This is a genomic window from Streptomyces sp. NPDC029836 (assembly GCF_055574495.1).
This window is the reverse complement of sequence record NZ_JBVHZI010000003.1, coordinates 325,901-340,319: the sequence shown is the minus strand read 5'-3', so window position 1 is coordinate 340,319 and position 14,419 is coordinate 325,901. Positions and strand designations below refer to the sequence as shown.

Genomic DNA, 14,419 nt, shown 5'->3' with positions numbered 1-14,419 from the left:
TGCCACGGACGGGGGGCGAACGATGAGCGGTGAGTGGACGGTACCGGGATACAGCGAGGTACGGGAGCTCGGGGCGGGCGGCAGCGGGCGGGTGGTGCTCGCCGTCCACGACGCGACGGGCACCGCGGTCGCCGTGAAGTACCTGAGCGACAGGCTGCGCGAGGACCCCGCCTTCGTCCGGGAGTTCCGGGCGGAGGCGCGGCTCCTGGGCGGCCTCGGCTCGCCGTACGTCGTGGGGCTGTACGAGTACGTCGAGGCGCCGGGCGGCGCCGCGATCGTGATGGAACTGGTCGACGGGATCTCCCTGCGCGCGGTCCTCAAGCAGTCCGGACGCGCCGAGCCGGAGGCCGCGCTGGTGGTGCTGAAGGGCTCCCTGCTGGGGCTGGCGGCCGCGCACCGGGCCGGTGTCGTCCACCGCGACTACAAGCCGGAGAACGTGCTGGTCTCGGCGGACGGCTCCTCCAAGCTCGTGGACTTCGGGATCGCCGCGGGGCGCGGCACGACGCCCGGCGTCGCGGGCACGCCCGCGTACATGGCCCCCGAGCAGTGGCAGGGTCGACCGGCATCGCCGACGGCGGACGTGTACGCGGCGACGGCGACATTCTTCGAGTGCCTGACCGGGCGCAAGCCGTACGACGGGGAGAACTTCGCGGAACTCGCCGTCCAGCACATCGAGGCGCCGGTGCCGGAGACCGAGGCCCCGGAGCCGGTGCGCCCGCTGATCCGGCGGGGTCTGGCCAAACTGCCGGAACAGCGTCCGGAGAACGCGGAGGCCTTCGTCGCCGAGTTGGAGGACGTCGCGCTGGCCGCCTACGGGCCGCAGTGGGAGGAGCGCGGGCAGCGCAAGCTGGCCGCGCTGGCCGCCCTGTTGCCGTTGCTGTTCCCGTCGGCGGGGGCCGCGGCGGCGGGCACCACCGCGGTGGCGGGCACCACGTTCGCCGGCCGGTCGGGGTGGGCTCCGGGGCGAGCCGGCTGGCTGGCGACGGGGTTGGCCCTGGTGCTGGGCGCGCTGCTGGTGCTCACCACCGACGCGATCGGCGGCACCCCGCCGAACACCTCCGCGCTCAGCGACTTCGCCACCACGAGCCCGGCCCCGCCGGGCGGCGCCCCGCCGCTTCCGGCCCCGTCGGCGACGGTGTCGGCCGGCCCGAGCCCGTCGATGTCCCCGAGTACCTCCCCGTCGGCCTCGGCCTCGCCGTCGCCGTCGCCTTCCGCGACCCCGTCGCCCTCGTACTCGGCGCCGCATCCGCCGAGTCCGAGCGTTTCGGTGACCCCGAAGCCGACGGTGACCTCGTCGCCGACGCCGACGCCGACCCCCACCCCGACGCTGCGGGTGACCAAGGTCGACGTGTCGCTGGCGCCGGGCATCTACCGCGGCGACGCCACGGTGTCGGTCGCGGCGCAGGGCACCGGCCCGGTCACCGTGGTGGTGGAGTGGTTCCTCGGCACCGCGCCGGGCGCCCTCAGCACGGCCGACGGCAGCGAGACGTTCGTCGTGCAGGCCGGATCCCTCGCCCCGGTGGTCCGCTCCCACGCCTTCAGCCGCGGCAGCGGCTGCTACGGCGGGGTGCGGGTGACCACCAAGCCCGCCGCCGGGAACTCCTCGGCGTCCGATTCACAGTTGCTGCGCCGCTGCCAGCAGCCGGAGCCGCCGCGATGAGTGAGCCCCGCGCACCGCACGCCGATGACGAGGAGTACAGCGCCACCGTCCTCGGCAGTCACTGGTTCACCGGTCCCCCGGCGCCCGCCGACGCGGCCCCCGACCGGGTCGAGGGCTCCGTACTGCGGTTCGGACCCGGGGTGACGGCCGCCATACCGGCCCCGTTCCCGCTGGTCGCGGCGCCGGTCGCGCGGCCCGCGCGCGGGGGCGGCGGCCTGCGCCGGTACACGCTCGCCCTCGTGGTCCTGGCGCTCGTCCTCGGCTACCTGGGTTGGCAGCGATTCGGGCCGTCCATCGAGGTGCGGGACGTGAGGGTCAGCACCGACCCACAGGGCCCCGGCTGCGACGCCGCAGCCGACGTGGTGGCCTTCGTCTCGACGAACGGCCGGCCCGGCACCCTCGTCTACCGCTGGGTCCGCAGCGACGGGACCAGCTCCCAGGAGCTCACGGAGCGGGTGCCCAGCGGTCGCGATCAGGCCGCGCTGCACTTGCTGTGGACGTTCCACGGCACGGGGAGCCACCCGGCGAAGGCCGAACTCCAGCTGATCGAGCCCGTACGGCGCACCACGTCGGTGGAGTTCACCTACCGCTGCCGCCCGTGACGGCGGGCCCGACGGGCGACCGTCCGGGCAGTCCGTTCCCGAAGCCGGCCGGCCGGAAGGGACGGCCCCGGGTCCGTGGCCCGGGGCCGTCCTTCCGGCCGGCCGGACGTGGCCGTCCGGCCGAAGCGGCGCCACTCCCCGCGCTGGTTGACTCGGAGGTGTGGACGAGGGCGTGCAGGACGCCCTCGGGCACCCTGCGTGCCACGTTCCAGCCGGCGACACACCCCCAACCGGAACGTGGCCGTCCCGCGCGGATGCCGAGTCCGTGCGGGGAGGCCCGCAGCCGCTTTGGGGAGTGGCTGCGGGCCGCTTCGTTTCCGTCCCCCCGCCGCAACCGGGCGGACGGGGTTCAGAACCGGGCGTGGGCGGTGATGTCCGCCTCGAACTCGCCCGTCATCGCCGGCGTCACCGTCGGCCGGCACTGGGCGATCGCCGCCAGGTGGTCCGCCGTGGTCGCGCCGAGCTGCGCGGCCGCCGCGCCCCGCGCGCCCACCGCTTCCAGGTCCCGCTCGAAGGACACCTGCGCCGCGATCCGCGCCGCGTGCTCGATGTCGGCGGGGGTGAACAGTTCGGTCGCCGCCACCAGCGCCGCCACGTCGACGTCGGCGCGTCCGGCCGTGTACCGGGACCAGATCGCGGCGCGCGCCCCGGCGTCCGGGGTGCCGATCGGGATCAGGTAGTCGAAGCGGCCGGGCCGCAGGAACGCCGGGTCGAGCGAGCGGACCGAGTTCGTCGCGCAGACCAGCAGCCGTTCGTCGCCCTCCCGGAAGCCGGGTATCAGCTTGAGGAGTTCGTTCGTGACGCCGTGGATCCCGCCCGGCTGGGCGGGCTCGGTGCGCACCGGCGCGATCTCCTCCACCTCGTCGATGAAGACGAGCACCCGTTCCAGCTCGCCGATCCGGGCGAAGGCGTCGCGCAGCGCCGCCGCCAGATTGCCCTCGTCCGCCAGACGGGAGGGCAGCAGTTCCACGAACGGCCAGCCGAGCCGGGAGGCGATGGCCCGCGCGAAGGTGGTCTTGCCGGTTCCGGGCGGTCCGAAGAGGGTGATGGCGCGCGGCGGGCGCACGCCGTGGGAGGCGGCCCGTTCGGGTTCGGCGAGCGGCAGCACCACGCGCCGCTCGATGAGGTCCTTCTCCTTCTCCATGCCGGCGACCTTGTCCCACAGGTCGCTCGGCAGGAACCGGCCGCCGAGGTCGTCGAGGAGGCCGGCGGCCGGTCCGTGCAGCGGCTCGGTCTTCTCGAAGTAGGCGACGGCGGGCTGCCGGGTGTAGCCGGCGTTCAGGAGGCCTTCGCCGAGCATGTCCTCCTCGGGCAGGACGTACGCGATCCGGCCGACGCGGGCGGCGATGAGCCGGCGTTCGAGCTCGACGAGCAGGGCGCTGGCCAGTCCCCGGCCGCGCCAGCCGGCGGCGATCGCGAGGCGCATCACCCAGGCCCGCTCCCCCGTCACGCAGGCGAGGGCCGCGCCGATCGGGACGCCCTGGTGGACGGCGACCACGCAGGGCTGCCGGTCGGTGAGGGCGCTGATGCACTCGGCCAGGGAGAAGACGGACTCCTGGCCGAGTTCGGCCGTGGTGTCGATCAGGTGGACCACCGCTGCGAGATCGCTCTCGCGGTAGTCGTGGATGAGCCAGTTCACCGGGTACCGCCCCTCGTTCGTGCTCCTGCGGCGAGGCTAGGGGCCAGGGGGCCGGGCGATCACGCTCCGTCGTGCACAACACCGCCTCCGGAAACCCTCCGTGTCGTCCATAGACTGGTGTCTTCCACCGACGACCCGTACCGAGGATCCGCGCGCCTTCATGACATCCCACATACCCGGCGCCGCGCCGGCCCGCCACCGTCCGTTCCTCGTCCGGGTGGTGCCGGTCCTGTGGACCCTGGCGCTCGGTCTGTGGGGGCTGTCCCGGCAGGACAGCGTGTGGCGGGACGAGGCGGCGACCTGGCAGGTCGCCGGGCGGTCGGTGGGCGAGATCTGGGCGATGCTCGGCAACGTGGACGCGGTGCACGGCCTGTACTACCTGTTCATGCACGGCCTCTTCGAGGTGTTCGGCGCCGGTACGACGACGCTGCGGCTGCCGTCCGTCCTCGCGGTCGCGGCGGCCGCCGCCTGCGTTGCCCTGATCGGGAACCGGCTGTCCGGGCCCGCGGTCGGGCTGGGCGCCGGACTGGCCCTCGGACTGCTGCCCGCCGTGCAGTTCTACCTCCAGGAGGGCCGGCCCTACGCGCTGGTCGCCGCCGGGGCCGCGCTGTCGGCGCTGCTCCTCGTCGCCCTCCTCCGGGAGGCCCCCGGGCGGCGGACGTGGCCGCGCTGGACGGCGTACGGGCTGCTCGTGCTGGTCTGCGCCCTGCTGAACTGGCTGTCGCTCCTGGCGCTGCCCGCACACGCGGTGACCCTGTGGTGGGTGCGGGCCGGGCGCGGGGTGTGGCTGCGCTGGGCGGCCGCCGGGGCGGGCGCGGTGACGGGGGCCCTGCCGCTGATCCTGTTCAGCCGGGGCCAGTCCGACCAGGTGTCCTGGATACCGCCGCTGACCTGGCACATGATGATCGGGCCGGGCATCCTGCTGGCCGTCGGGGCGTTCGGGGCCTGGGCGGACCGACCGGCCCGGGGCCGGCTCACGGTGGCCGCCGTGGGGCTGCCGCTGCTGGTGGTGCCGCAGCTCGCCCTGATCGGACTGTCCCTCGTGCAGCCCCTGTTCCTGGACCGCTACGTCCTGTTCAGCATGCTCGGGCTGGCCCTGCTGATCGGCGCCGCGCTGGGCGCGGGCGTCCGGGCCCTGACGCCCCGCCTCCCCGGGGCCCGGGCGCTGTTCGTCCCGGCGGTGGCGGGGGTGGCGGTGCTCGCGCTGCTGCCCGTGGAACTCGGCAAGCGGGCCCCGGCCAGCCGGGTCGACGACGTGCTGGCCGTGGCCGGGGAGGTGGCCCGGCTGGGACGTCCCGGGGACGCGGTGCTCTTCGTACCGGCGGCCCGGCGCGACACCGCCCTCGTCTCCCCCGGCCCGTTCCGGGACCTCGCGGACGTGGCCCTGGCCGAGAGCCCGACGGCCTCCGCCACCCTGAAGGGCGAGGAGGCCGACCCGTCCCGGATCCGCGCGGCCCTGCTGGAGCGGCGCCGCGTCCTGCTGGTCACGGACGCGGACGCGGTGGCCCGCCCGCCGAGCGCGGAGCGCGACAAGGCCAAGGCGGCGGCCTTGCGCGAGCACTTCACGGTGGTCGAGGACCAACAGCTCCGCGGCCGCCGCGTCACCGTCTGGGAACGCCGCGGCTGACCCGGCGTTGTCCCGCGCGGGTTCAGCGGGTGCTCGCAGGGGGCGGGCGCTGGTTCAGCGGGCGCTCGCCAGGGGGCGGGCGTGGGTGCCGAGCCAGGTCAGGGAGGCGGTCGCCAACTCGGGCCAACCGGGGTCGACGACCAGGGAGTGACCCCGGTCCTCGAAGCACTGGTACTCGGTGACGGCCGGGGAGTGCCGGTACTGCTTGTACGTGGACCGGGTCAGCACGTCGGGGATCATGTGGTCGAGCCGGCCGGACATCAGGAGCAGCGGGCCGCGCGAGGCGTTGTCGGTGTTCACCCGGGCCGGGGAGTGCGGGGTGAAGTTGCCGAGGGCGAGCTGGAACAGCGGCCGGGCGGGGCTCGGAATGGTCCAGGCGTCGAAGAGCGCCTCCGCGTCCGCCTCGGAGACGGCGTTCGCGAAGGCGTAACGGAACTGCTCCCGGCTGAGCGAGACCGAACGGTGGATGTTGCCGGGGTCCCGCAGGACGGCGAACGCGGACTTCGCCTGGGCCGGGGCCGGCGTCTTCACCCCCTTGATCTGGCCCGGGGCGATCGCCACGGCCGCCGAGGCCAGCCCCTCGCCGAGCAGGTGCTGCGCGACGAACCCGCCGACGCAATGCCCGACGAGCACCGGCGGGGCGGAGAGCGTACGGATCACCCGGGTGTACGCCTCGGCTATGTCCGCCAGACCCACGCCGCCCTGCGGCTCGGGCAACCGGCGGGCCCCGGTGACGGTATCGGGCACCCCGGGCCACTCCGGTATCAAGGGCTCATATCCGGCGTCGTGGAAGCGGTCGGCCCAGCCGTGCCAGCTCGTCGAGTGCAGCCACATGCCGTGGATGAAGATCACCGGTGTGCGCCGTGTGGTCATGACGGGACCTCCCGAAGGCCTGGGCCCCCCTGAACAGCACCTCTGCCAGTCTCGCCCCGCGGGCCGGGTCCCGCCTGTGCGACCGCCTGCCGGGCCGGCCCTCGACCGGTTCCGCCTCCGCCCGGGCCCTCCTCCCGGATTCACAGCTGATTCATATGGAATTTCTGGCTCCGCACACGGTTTCGACGGGGAGGCTCGGAACATGATCCAAGGCATGTTCCCCCGACAGGCCGGCCGCCCCCGCACCCGGCGAGCGTCCCGGCTCCTGCTCGCCCTGAGCGCGATGGCCGCCCTGCTGGGCGTGGACGTCCCCGACCCGCCGGCCGCGCCGCCCCCGGGCTTCACCGTCGCGGCCCGCGCCGGGGCGGTGGCGGACCGGGTGGGCGCGCTGTTCGCGGGCGGGCTGGACGGCGGCCACTTCTGCACAGCGGCCGTGGTGCGCAGCGAGGGCCACGACCTGATCGCGACGGCGGCGCACTGCCTGGACGACCCCGACACGGCGGTCTTCGTCCCGGGCTACCGGGACGGTGGGGCCCCGTACGGGGTGTGGCGGCTGACCGGCGTGTACGTCGCCCCGGGCTGGCAGGACGGGAAGGACGCGGACGCCGACATCGCCTTCGCGACGCTCGCCCCGCTGGACGGCGCCCGCGTCGAGGACGTCGTCGGTGGCTTCGCCGTGGCCGGGCAGCAGCCGGACGACGTCCCCGTCACGATCCTCGGCTACCCCAGCACCCGGGAGACCCCACTGAGCTGCACCAATTCCACCGAGCTGTTCTCCCCGACGCAGCGCCGCGTCGACTGCCCGGACCTCAGCGGCGGCACCAGCGGCAGTCCCTGGCTCGTGGACGGGGAACTGGCCGGCGTGCTCGGCGGGTACGAGGGCGGCGGCACGGTCCCGGAGGTCTCGTACAGCGCGGTGATGGGCGAGCGGGCACTGGCGCTGTACCGGGAGGCGTCCGCGCCGGGAGCCTTCGCGACGGCCCCGCGGTCCGCCGGCTGAGCGTCACCGGGGGTGCGCGTCATCGGTGGCCGCGGTGGGCGCCGGTCGATATGGGCGTGGGCCGGTGTGGGCGTCGGTCGATGTGGGCGCCGTCGGTGTGGGGGTCAGTCGCCGTCGGTCGCGGCCGGCGCGAACCAGGTCGGTTCGTCGAGGAGGGCGCGCCGGACGCGTTCCAGGGCGAACCGCTCCAGCGGCGGCAGCTCCGCCGCTTCGAACCAGGCGACCTCCAGCAGCTCCCCGTCGTGGGCGCGGGCCTCGCCGCCGGTGAAGCGGCAGCGGAAGGTGATGTCCTGGAACTGACAGACGTCCCCGTTGGGATACACGACGGGCGCCAGCATCTCAACGAGGACGACCCGCTCGGGGACGCACCGCACGGCCGTCTCCTCGTACACCTCACGGACGGCCGTCGTCGCGGGCTGCTCCCCCGGTTCGGCGATCCCGCCGATGACCGACCATCGCCCGGTGTCGGCACGGCGGCCGAGCAGGACGCGGTCCGCGTCGTCGACGATCACGGCCGTGACTCCGGGCAGCAGGAGGAGTTGCTGTCCGGCGCCGGCCCGGATCGCCCGGATGAACTCGGGTGTGGTCATCCGACGACCCTACGGGGCCCGGCGGGCGGCGTCGTCACGCGGCCCGCCCGGCGCGGATCCGACGGACCAGGACGCCGGCGAGCCCACCGGCGGCGATCAGCAGCAGCACGTACTCGGGCAGCGGACCGAAACGGGTGGCGGGGGTCTCGGTGGAGCGCAGCGGGATCTCGGTGACCAGCGCGTCCGCGGTGAACAGCTCGGTCCGCTCGCTGATCGACCCGTCGGGCCGGATGACGGCGCTGACCCCGCTGGTGACGGGGACGAGTACCGTCCGGCTGTGCTCGACCGCGCGGATCTGGTCCATGGCGAGCTGCTGGTAGGTCATCTGGCTCCGGCCGAAGGTGGCGTTGTTGCTGGGCACGGCGATGACCTGGGCGCCGGCCCGGACGGTGGAGCGGACGGCGTCGTCGAAGGCGGCCTCGTAGCAGGTGACCATGCCGACCCCGCTGCCGTTCATGTCGAACACCCCGGGGTCCTTGCCCGGGCCGAAGTCGCGGCGGACGCGGTCCACGTCGGCGCTGAAGAGCCGGACGAAGGACCGCATGGGGATGCGCTCGCCGAACGGCTGGATCTTGCGCTTGTCGTAGGTGTCCACGGGGCCCTTGACCGGGTCCCACAGGATCATCGTGTTGCGCAGCGGGCCCGTTTCGGGGGCCAGTACGGAGCCGATCGCGACGGGCACGCCGATGGCCTTCACGGCCCGGTCGATGACCGCGTAGGCGTCGGGCTGGGTGAAGGGGTCGATGTCGGAGGAGTTCTCCGGCCACAGCACGAAGTCGGGCTTGGGGGCCCGGCCCGCCTTGACCTCCTCGGCGAGCTGGATCGTACGCTTCGCGTGGTTGTCCAGGACCTGGCGGCGCTGGGCGTTGAAGTCGAAGCCGAGGCGCGGGACGTTGCCCTGGATGACGGCGGCCACCGCCTTGCCGTCCTCGGCCGCGTCGGAGACCAGGGGACGGGCGGCGAGGGCCGCCCCGACGGGCGCGGCGACGGCGAGCGCGGCGAGCGCGGCGGTGGCCTGCCGGGGGTGCTCGCGGGTGGTGCGCAGGACCTCGTAGAGGCCGAAGCCGCACAGCGCGACGCCGAAGGAGAGCAGCGGGGTACCGCCGAGGGCCGCGAGCGGGACGAGGATCCCGTCGGCCTGACCGAAGGCGAGCTTGCCCCAGGGGAATCCGCCGAAGGGGGCGCGGGCGCGCAGCGCCTCGTCCGCGACCCAGACGGCGGCGGCCCACAACGGCCACCCGGGCAACCTGCTCACGAGGGCGATGCCGAGGCCGGCGAGTCCGATGAAGAGGGCTTCGAGGGTGACCAGGGCGATCCACGGCACCGGGCCGACGCCCTCGCTGGTCCAGACGAGGAGCGGCAGCAGGTAGCCCAGTCCGAAGAGGAACCCGAGTCCGAAGCCGGCCCGGGCGCGGCGGCCGCGCAGGCACCCGGCCAACAGGGCGAGGGCCAGGGGCGCCAGCCACCACAGCGGGCGGGGCGGGAAGCTGAGGTAGAGCAGCACCCCGGCGAGGACGGCGAGTACGGGCCGCACCAGCCGGGCGGCCCACCGCGACAGTGCGCCGGATCCGGGCGCGTCGGCGCCGGCGGTCCTCGCTTCGGCTGTTCCGGGGGTGGTGGGGGGCGACGGGGAGGGGTCGTTCCCGGCGTCGCGGGTGACACTGCTGCTCATCTGGCGGAGTGTACGTCCCCGCACGCCAAAGGCGGGCAAGGCCCGGGGGCGGGGGCCCCTGACGGGCGGCGGGCCGCGGGGCCCGGGCGGGGGTGAGGGGCTCAGCCGGCCAGGGCGCGCAGGTGGGCGCGGATGACGCGGACGGCGTTCTCGGCGTCGTCGACGGTGACCGTGAACAGCTTGCCGTCCCCGAGCCGCAGTTCCACGCCCTCGCCGCGGCGGACGATGACGCCGGTGCCCTGCTCCGGACGCCAGCGGTATCCCCAGCCGCCCCACTGCTGCGGGGTGATGCGGGGCACGAACTCGGCGGAGGTGACCTCGGAGAGCGGGATCTTCCGGCGCGGCAGGCCCAGGTGGCCGCAGCGGACCTCCAGGACCTGGGAGTCGACGGTGACGGCGACGTGCACGAAGGCCAGGGTGCCGAAGAGGATCAGCAGGCCAGCGGCGAGGCAGCCGACCACGGACATCAGCAGCGGGGCGATACCGGAGGTCCAGGAGCCGTCGACGGCGAGCTCGATGCCGAGCGCCAGGCACGCGGCTCCGGCGGCGGCGAGGACCCACTGCACGCGGTTCGAGGCTCGGCCCGTCCAGAGCGGCCCCGGTGGATGACCGGTCATGGGTGCCAGCGTACTCACGTTCCGCATGGACGCCACCGCCTCTCGCCCGGTCGGCCGACGGGGCCGGTGGCTCGTCCGCGCCCGCCCGGCGCGTGGAGCGTCTGCCCTCCCGCCCGTTCGGGAAACCCGACCCGGCCGGCCGCACAACCGGGCACCTGGATACCTCATGTGTGGTACCGCATCCGTGGTACCACGTGCGTGGTTATCCTGACGGGGTGAATCAGGACCGGCGGGACCGGCTGCGCGACGCCGCCGTGGACGTACTGGGCGGGGCGGGTGGGCGCGGGCTGACGCACCGGGCCGTCGACGCCGCCGCCGACGTGCCGGCGGGGACGACCAAGAACTACTTCCCGACCCGCGAAGCCCTGCTGCGGGCCGTCGCGGAGCGTTGCCTGGAGCAGTACCGGGCCGTGGCCGCGGCGCTCGGCCCGACAACGGTCGCCGGAGCGGCCGACACCACGACGGCGTCGGGCGCCGGGGTGGAAGCCGTGGCGGGATCGGGCGCCGGAGCCGCACCCGGGCCGTCCGGGCGGGCGGAGTTGGCGGCGTTTCTGGCGGGACGGCTGCGGGACCTCGCCGGGCCCGGCCGGTCGCGGATGCTCGCCTACCTGGAACTGCGGGCCGAGGCGGCCCGGCGGCCGTGGCCGGCCGCGCTGATCGACCCGATCGGCGCCGGCGACTTCACCGCGCACCGGCGGCTGTGGGAGGCGGCCGGGCTGCCCGAGGGGTCCGACGGGGCGCGCGCCCTGACCCTCGCGCTGCACGGCGCGATCCCGCACCTGCTGGCCGGCGCCCCCGCCACCCTGGCGGCGGCCGGCCTCGACGACCTGGACGCCTTCACGCTCCGCCTGCTGAACACCGTGTGCCCCGAGGAGACCCCGTGACCACCCGACTCGACCGCGCCGTGGGCGCCGTACTCGGCTCGGCGGCGGGCGACGCCCTCGGCGCGCCCTACGAGTTCGGCCCGGCGGGCCAATTGACCGCGCGGGGGCTGGAGATGCGGGGCGGTGGCGGCTGGGATCCCGGCGAGGCGACCGACGACACGCAGATGGCGGTGCTGGTCGGGGAGTCCTTGCTGGAGCACGGCGGGCTCGACCTGCCCGACGTCTTCGCCCGCTTCCAACGGTGGGCCGCCGGCCACCCCAAGGACATCGGCCTCCAGACCGAGGACGTCCTGACCAACGGCGAGGCCTGGGACCTGGCCGCCGCCCTGCACTTCCAGATCAACGCGCGGGCCGCGGGCAACGGTTCCCTGATGCGCGCCTCCACCTCGGCCGTGTGGTTCGCCGCTGCCGGACGCGAGGCCACCATGGACGCCGCCCGCCGGATCGCGGCCCTCACCCACGGCGACCGGGCCGCCTGGGAGGGCACGGCCGTACTGCACGAGCTGGTACGCGTGGCCCTGGACGGGGACGACCCGCTGGCCGCCCTGCCCGACGCCCTCGACGCGGTGCACCCCGATCACCGCGAGCGCTACGCCCGGGTGCTCGACCCGGCCTGGCACCCGGGCCTCGCCACCGAGTTCAACGGAGCGGTGTGGCCCTGCCTCGGCTCGGCTGTGTGGGCCCTGCGGACCACCACCGACTTCGCGTCGGCCGTACGGGCCGCGGTGGACCTGGGCGGCGACACCGACACCGTCGCCGCCGTCACCGGGATCCTGGCCGGCGCGGTCCACGGCCGGGACGCCGTCCCTGCCGAGTGGACGGAGCCGCTGCACGTGCCGCTACCCGGCCACGGAGACCGGGTGCTGGACGCGCGGGCCCTGTGCGCCCTGGCCGAACGCCTCGCGGCGCCGACCGGCTGAGCGCCGACCGGGGCCGCCGGGACGGTCGGGGTGATCGGGACGGTCGGTCATGGGGCTGACGGGACGCTCCCGGTCAGCCGCACCCGCATCCGCCGCAACCTCCGTCGCCCCCGCAGCCGGACCCGCCCGAGCTGCCTCCGCAGCCGCCCGCGGTCTCGTTGGTGCGCCCGTCGCGGCGCTCCCGGTCCTTCTCCGCCCGCGACCGGGCCTGCTCCCGGCGGCGTTCCTCCGCACGGGCCCTGATCCGCGCCGTGCTCTCCCGGTACGAAACGCCCGCCGGGACCCACGCGTCGAGCCCGTGCCGGCGGCGTGGCAACAGCACGGCCGCCGTGAGGCAGGAGCTGATCGCGTAGCCGCGGTCGCCGTGGACCGCGTACTCCAGGACGACCTCGGCGCCCTCGCGCGGCACCCCGTACAGCACCGCCTCGAAGGGTTCGCCGCGGGCGTCGACGTCGTGCGTCGCGCGCCCAGCCCCCGCCGTCGGCCCGCCGGCCAACATCCGTACCTCGGGCCGGGTGTCGACACCGCGCGCCCGGAAGGCTATCAGGGGGCGCCCCGCCATCTCGTCGGCGTCCGGGTACAGCCAGTGATGCCCGGACCGGGAGCTCCGGACGCCGACGACCACGGCCGGCACGAAGGCGTCGCGCAACCGCCGCGCCGCCCGGCCGGCGCTCGCGCCGCGACCGAGCAGGGTGGCGCCGAGCACCAGGAACGGCGCGGCGAACCACTGCTGGCCCACGGCGTCGTACCCGAGCGCCGCACCGTGCGCGCCGACGTCCCGTACCAGGCCGTCGAGCAGGATCCCGCCGCCCACGAAGCAGAGCAGCGCGCCGAACAGAACCGCCGGGAGGCCGCGGCGACGGTGCCCGTCGGGCAGCGGTCCCGGTACGGGGAACCGGGCCGTCCCGGCGGCCGCGAGGGCCCGTTCCCCCTGCCGGCGGCGGGCCCGCAGCCGCAGCAGCGCCCCGGCCAGCGTCCACAGCGCGGCGAGGCAGACGAGGCCGAGGCCGAACCGGGTCCGTACGGCGCCGGTCCCCCGGCCGGCGAGGGCGGCGGCGGACTCCAGGGCGATCAGCGTGGCCGAGACGGCGGCCGCGCCCGGCAGGTACCGGAACCACAGGGGCAGGGCCGCGAGGAGGAGGGTCGACGGGTAGGCCCGCCACGCCGTGCCGACCGCACCGTCCGGTGCCCCGGTCCAGAGCACCGGCAGGAAGGACACGATGACGAGGGCGCCGAGCGCCAGGCTCCCGCCGCCCGGGGTGAAGAAGAGCGGCACGCGCTCCTTGAGCCAGCTCTCGGCACCCGGAACACCCCACGTACGTACGCCGGTTGCGGGTATCACCCCGCTCGGCACGTGCTTGGCGTAGGCAGTCACGGCTTCAGTATGCGAGCGCTCCCGGCGCCGCGGAACGGGCGGTGAGGAAACGATCGGTGACGGGAACGAGGCCTGGCGGGGCGTCCCGCGCCGGACGGTTCCACCGGGCCCCGCCGGACGCGCGGGGCCGCCCCGCCGGGCTCAGACGGACGCGTTCCGCGCCGGCTCGGCGAGCAGTCGGCCCTCGGCGTAGCCGAACGCGGCGCGCGGAAGGGCGCCGGGCCGGCCGCTGAGCATGACGGTCAGCCCGCCGGTGCGCGCGAGCCCGGGCCGGGGTTCGACACCGACGCGGCGCAGGGCCTGCAGGGCGACGGCCTCGGCGGACCCGTGGAAGGCGAACGGGGTGCCGCCGGTGCGCGCGTCGACGGCGGCCCGGATCAGCTCCTCGACGAGTTCGTAGTGGGTGCAGCCGAGGACGACGTCCGTGACGTCGGTCGGGGTCAGCGCGGCGGCCGCGGCGACGGCCCGTACGACGGCGGCCTCGTCGGCCGCTTCGACGGCGTCGGCAAGCCCCGGGCAGGGCACCTCGGTCACCTCCGCGCCGGCGGCGAAGTCACGGATCAGGCCCCGCTGGTAGGGGCTCCCGGTGGTCGCGGGGGTCGCCCAGATCGCGACGCGCCCCCCGGCCGCCGCGGCGGGCTTGATCGCCGGGACGGTGCCGATGACGGGGATGGCGGGCTCCAGTTCGCCCCGCAGGGTGTCCAGACTGTGCACGGAAGCGGTGTTGCAGGCCACGATCAGCGCGTCCGGACGGTGCGCGGCGGCGGCCCGGGCGACGGCGCGGGCCCGCTCGGTGAGGTCGGCGGGGGTGCGCGGCCCCCACGGCATTCCGTCGGGGTCGCAGGACAGCACCAGATCGGCGTCCGGTCGCAGCCGACGCGTTGCCGCGGCCGCCGCCAGGAGGCCGATTCCCGAGTCCATGAGAGCGATCTTCACCTGGCCACCTTAGTCGACCCCCCG

The 14,419-nt window shown here is 75.4% G+C and carries 13 protein-coding genes; 6 read left to right on the top strand and 7 right to left on the bottom strand.

Annotation, left to right across the window (positions count from 1 at the left end; genetic code table 11):
* The first annotated feature begins 22 nt into the window (after nucleotides 1-22).
* Nucleotides 23-1,660, top strand: coding sequence for a serine/threonine-protein kinase (locus ACZ4XJ_RS12425; protein WP_468496125.1), 1,638 nt, complete (start codon nucleotides 23-25; stop codon nucleotides 1,658-1,660).
* Nucleotides 1,657-2,262 carry a hypothetical protein gene (locus ACZ4XJ_RS12420; RefSeq protein WP_468496124.1) on the top strand — a complete coding sequence of 202 codons (606 nt, stop codon included), beginning with the start codon at nucleotides 1,657-1,659 and terminating at the stop codon, nucleotides 2,260-2,262. The genes ACZ4XJ_RS12425 and ACZ4XJ_RS12420 overlap by 4 nt, the downstream gene beginning before the upstream one ends.
* Nucleotides 2,263-2,611: 349 nt before the next feature.
* On the opposite strand, the gene ACZ4XJ_RS12415 is transcribed toward ACZ4XJ_RS12420, so the two are convergent.
* The gene (locus ACZ4XJ_RS12415; RefSeq protein WP_383989254.1) at nucleotides 2,612-3,901 is read right to left on the bottom strand and encodes an ATP-binding protein; all 1,290 of its coding nucleotides are present in this window, start codon (nucleotides 3,899-3,901) and stop codon (nucleotides 2,612-2,614) included.
* A 160-nt stretch (nucleotides 3,902-4,061) separates the two neighbouring features.
* On the opposite strand from ACZ4XJ_RS12415, the gene ACZ4XJ_RS12410 reads away from it, so the two are divergent.
* Nucleotides 4,062-5,528 carry a glycosyltransferase family 39 protein gene (locus ACZ4XJ_RS12410; RefSeq protein WP_468496123.1) on the top strand — a complete coding sequence of 489 codons (1,467 nt, stop codon included), beginning with the start codon at nucleotides 4,062-4,064 and terminating at the stop codon, nucleotides 5,526-5,528.
* Nucleotides 5,529-5,582: 54 nt separating this feature from the next.
* Here ACZ4XJ_RS12410 and ACZ4XJ_RS12405 read toward each other — a convergent pair whose 3' ends face one another.
* The gene (locus tag ACZ4XJ_RS12405) at nucleotides 5,583-6,401 is read right to left on the bottom strand and encodes an alpha/beta hydrolase (protein ID WP_362882844.1); all 819 of its coding nucleotides are present in this window, start codon (nucleotides 6,399-6,401) and stop codon (nucleotides 5,583-5,585) included.
* A 202-nt stretch (nucleotides 6,402-6,603) separates the two neighbouring features.
* On the opposite strand from ACZ4XJ_RS12405, the gene ACZ4XJ_RS12400 reads away from it, so the two are divergent.
* The gene (locus tag ACZ4XJ_RS12400; protein ID WP_468496122.1) at nucleotides 6,604-7,401 is read left to right on the top strand and encodes a trypsin-like serine peptidase; all 798 of its coding nucleotides are present in this window, start codon (nucleotides 6,604-6,606) and stop codon (nucleotides 7,399-7,401) included.
* Between the two features lie 104 nt (nucleotides 7,402-7,505).
* On the opposite strand, the gene ACZ4XJ_RS12395 is transcribed toward ACZ4XJ_RS12400, so the two are convergent.
* The 3 genes from ACZ4XJ_RS12395 to ACZ4XJ_RS12385 all read right to left on the bottom strand — a co-directional run bounded on the left by ACZ4XJ_RS12395 (nucleotide 7,506) and on the right by ACZ4XJ_RS12385 (nucleotide 10,280).
* Nucleotides 7,506-7,991, bottom strand: coding sequence for an NUDIX hydrolase (locus tag ACZ4XJ_RS12395; protein WP_362882848.1), 486 nt, complete (start codon nucleotides 7,989-7,991; stop codon nucleotides 7,506-7,508).
* Between the two features lie 34 nt (nucleotides 7,992-8,025).
* Nucleotides 8,026-9,663 (bottom strand): apolipoprotein N-acyltransferase, encoded by a 1,638-nt coding sequence (gene lnt, locus ACZ4XJ_RS12390; protein WP_468496121.1) that lies wholly within the window; start codon nucleotides 9,661-9,663, stop codon nucleotides 8,026-8,028.
* Between the two features lie 101 nt (nucleotides 9,664-9,764).
* Nucleotides 9,765-10,280: a hypothetical protein gene (locus tag ACZ4XJ_RS12385; RefSeq protein WP_362882852.1), complete on the bottom strand. Its 516-nt coding sequence runs from the start codon at nucleotides 10,278-10,280 to the stop codon at nucleotides 9,765-9,767.
* A gap of 215 nt (nucleotides 10,281-10,495) precedes the next feature.
* Between ACZ4XJ_RS12385 and ACZ4XJ_RS12380 the strand changes: the two genes are divergently transcribed.
* Both ACZ4XJ_RS12380 and ACZ4XJ_RS12375 read left to right on the top strand, forming a co-directional pair.
* A complete protein-coding gene (locus ACZ4XJ_RS12380; RefSeq protein WP_468496120.1) occupies nucleotides 10,496-11,164 on the top strand; it encodes a TetR/AcrR family transcriptional regulator in 669 nt (222 codons plus the stop codon).
* Nucleotides 11,161-12,084, top strand: a complete 924-nt coding sequence (locus ACZ4XJ_RS12375; RefSeq protein ID WP_362882855.1) for an ADP-ribosylglycohydrolase family protein — start codon at nucleotides 11,161-11,163, stop codon at nucleotides 12,082-12,084. The genes ACZ4XJ_RS12380 and ACZ4XJ_RS12375 overlap by 4 nt, the downstream gene beginning before the upstream one ends.
* Before the next feature lie 73 nt (nucleotides 12,085-12,157).
* Here the strand turns inward: ACZ4XJ_RS12375 and ACZ4XJ_RS12370 are convergent, their stop codons facing one another.
* Together ACZ4XJ_RS12370 and ACZ4XJ_RS12365 are read right to left on the bottom strand one after the other, a co-directional pair.
* Nucleotides 12,158-13,459: a hypothetical protein gene (locus ACZ4XJ_RS12370; RefSeq protein WP_468496119.1), complete on the bottom strand. Its 1,302-nt coding sequence runs from the start codon at nucleotides 13,457-13,459 to the stop codon at nucleotides 12,158-12,160.
* Between the two features lie 141 nt (nucleotides 13,460-13,600).
* Nucleotides 13,601-14,395: a glutamate racemase gene (locus ACZ4XJ_RS12365; protein WP_468496118.1), complete on the bottom strand. Its 795-nt coding sequence runs from the start codon at nucleotides 14,393-14,395 to the stop codon at nucleotides 13,601-13,603.
* Nucleotides 14,396-14,419: the final 24 nt, after the last annotated feature.

Bases quoted from the DNA above. Each gene is read 5' to 3' on its own strand.
- ACZ4XJ_RS12400 (WP_468496122.1), top strand. From the start codon at position 6,604: ATGATCCAAGGCATGTTCCCCCGACAGGCCGGCCGCCCCCGCACCCGG.
- ACZ4XJ_RS12420 (WP_468496124.1), top strand. From the start codon at position 1,657: ATGAGTGAGCCCCGCGCACCGCACGCCGATGACGAGGAGTACAGCGCC.
- ACZ4XJ_RS12425 (WP_468496125.1), top strand. From the start codon at position 23: ATGAGCGGTGAGTGGACGGTACCGGGATACAGCGAGGTACGGGAGCTC.
- lnt (WP_468496121.1), bottom strand. From the start codon at position 9,663: ATGAGCAGCAGTGTCACCCGCGACGCCGGGAACGACCCCTCCCCGTCG.
- ACZ4XJ_RS12395 (WP_362882848.1), bottom strand. From the start codon at position 7,991: ATGACCACACCCGAGTTCATCCGGGCGATCCGGGCCGGCGCCGGACAG.
- ACZ4XJ_RS12405 (WP_362882844.1), bottom strand. From the start codon at position 6,401: ATGACCACACGGCGCACACCGGTGATCTTCATCCACGGCATGTGGCTG.
- ACZ4XJ_RS12385 (WP_362882852.1), bottom strand. From the start codon at position 10,280: ATGACCGGTCATCCACCGGGGCCGCTCTGGACGGGCCGAGCCTCGAAC.
- ACZ4XJ_RS12410 (WP_468496123.1), top strand. From the start codon at position 4,062: ATGACATCCCACATACCCGGCGCCGCGCCGGCCCGCCACCGTCCGTTC.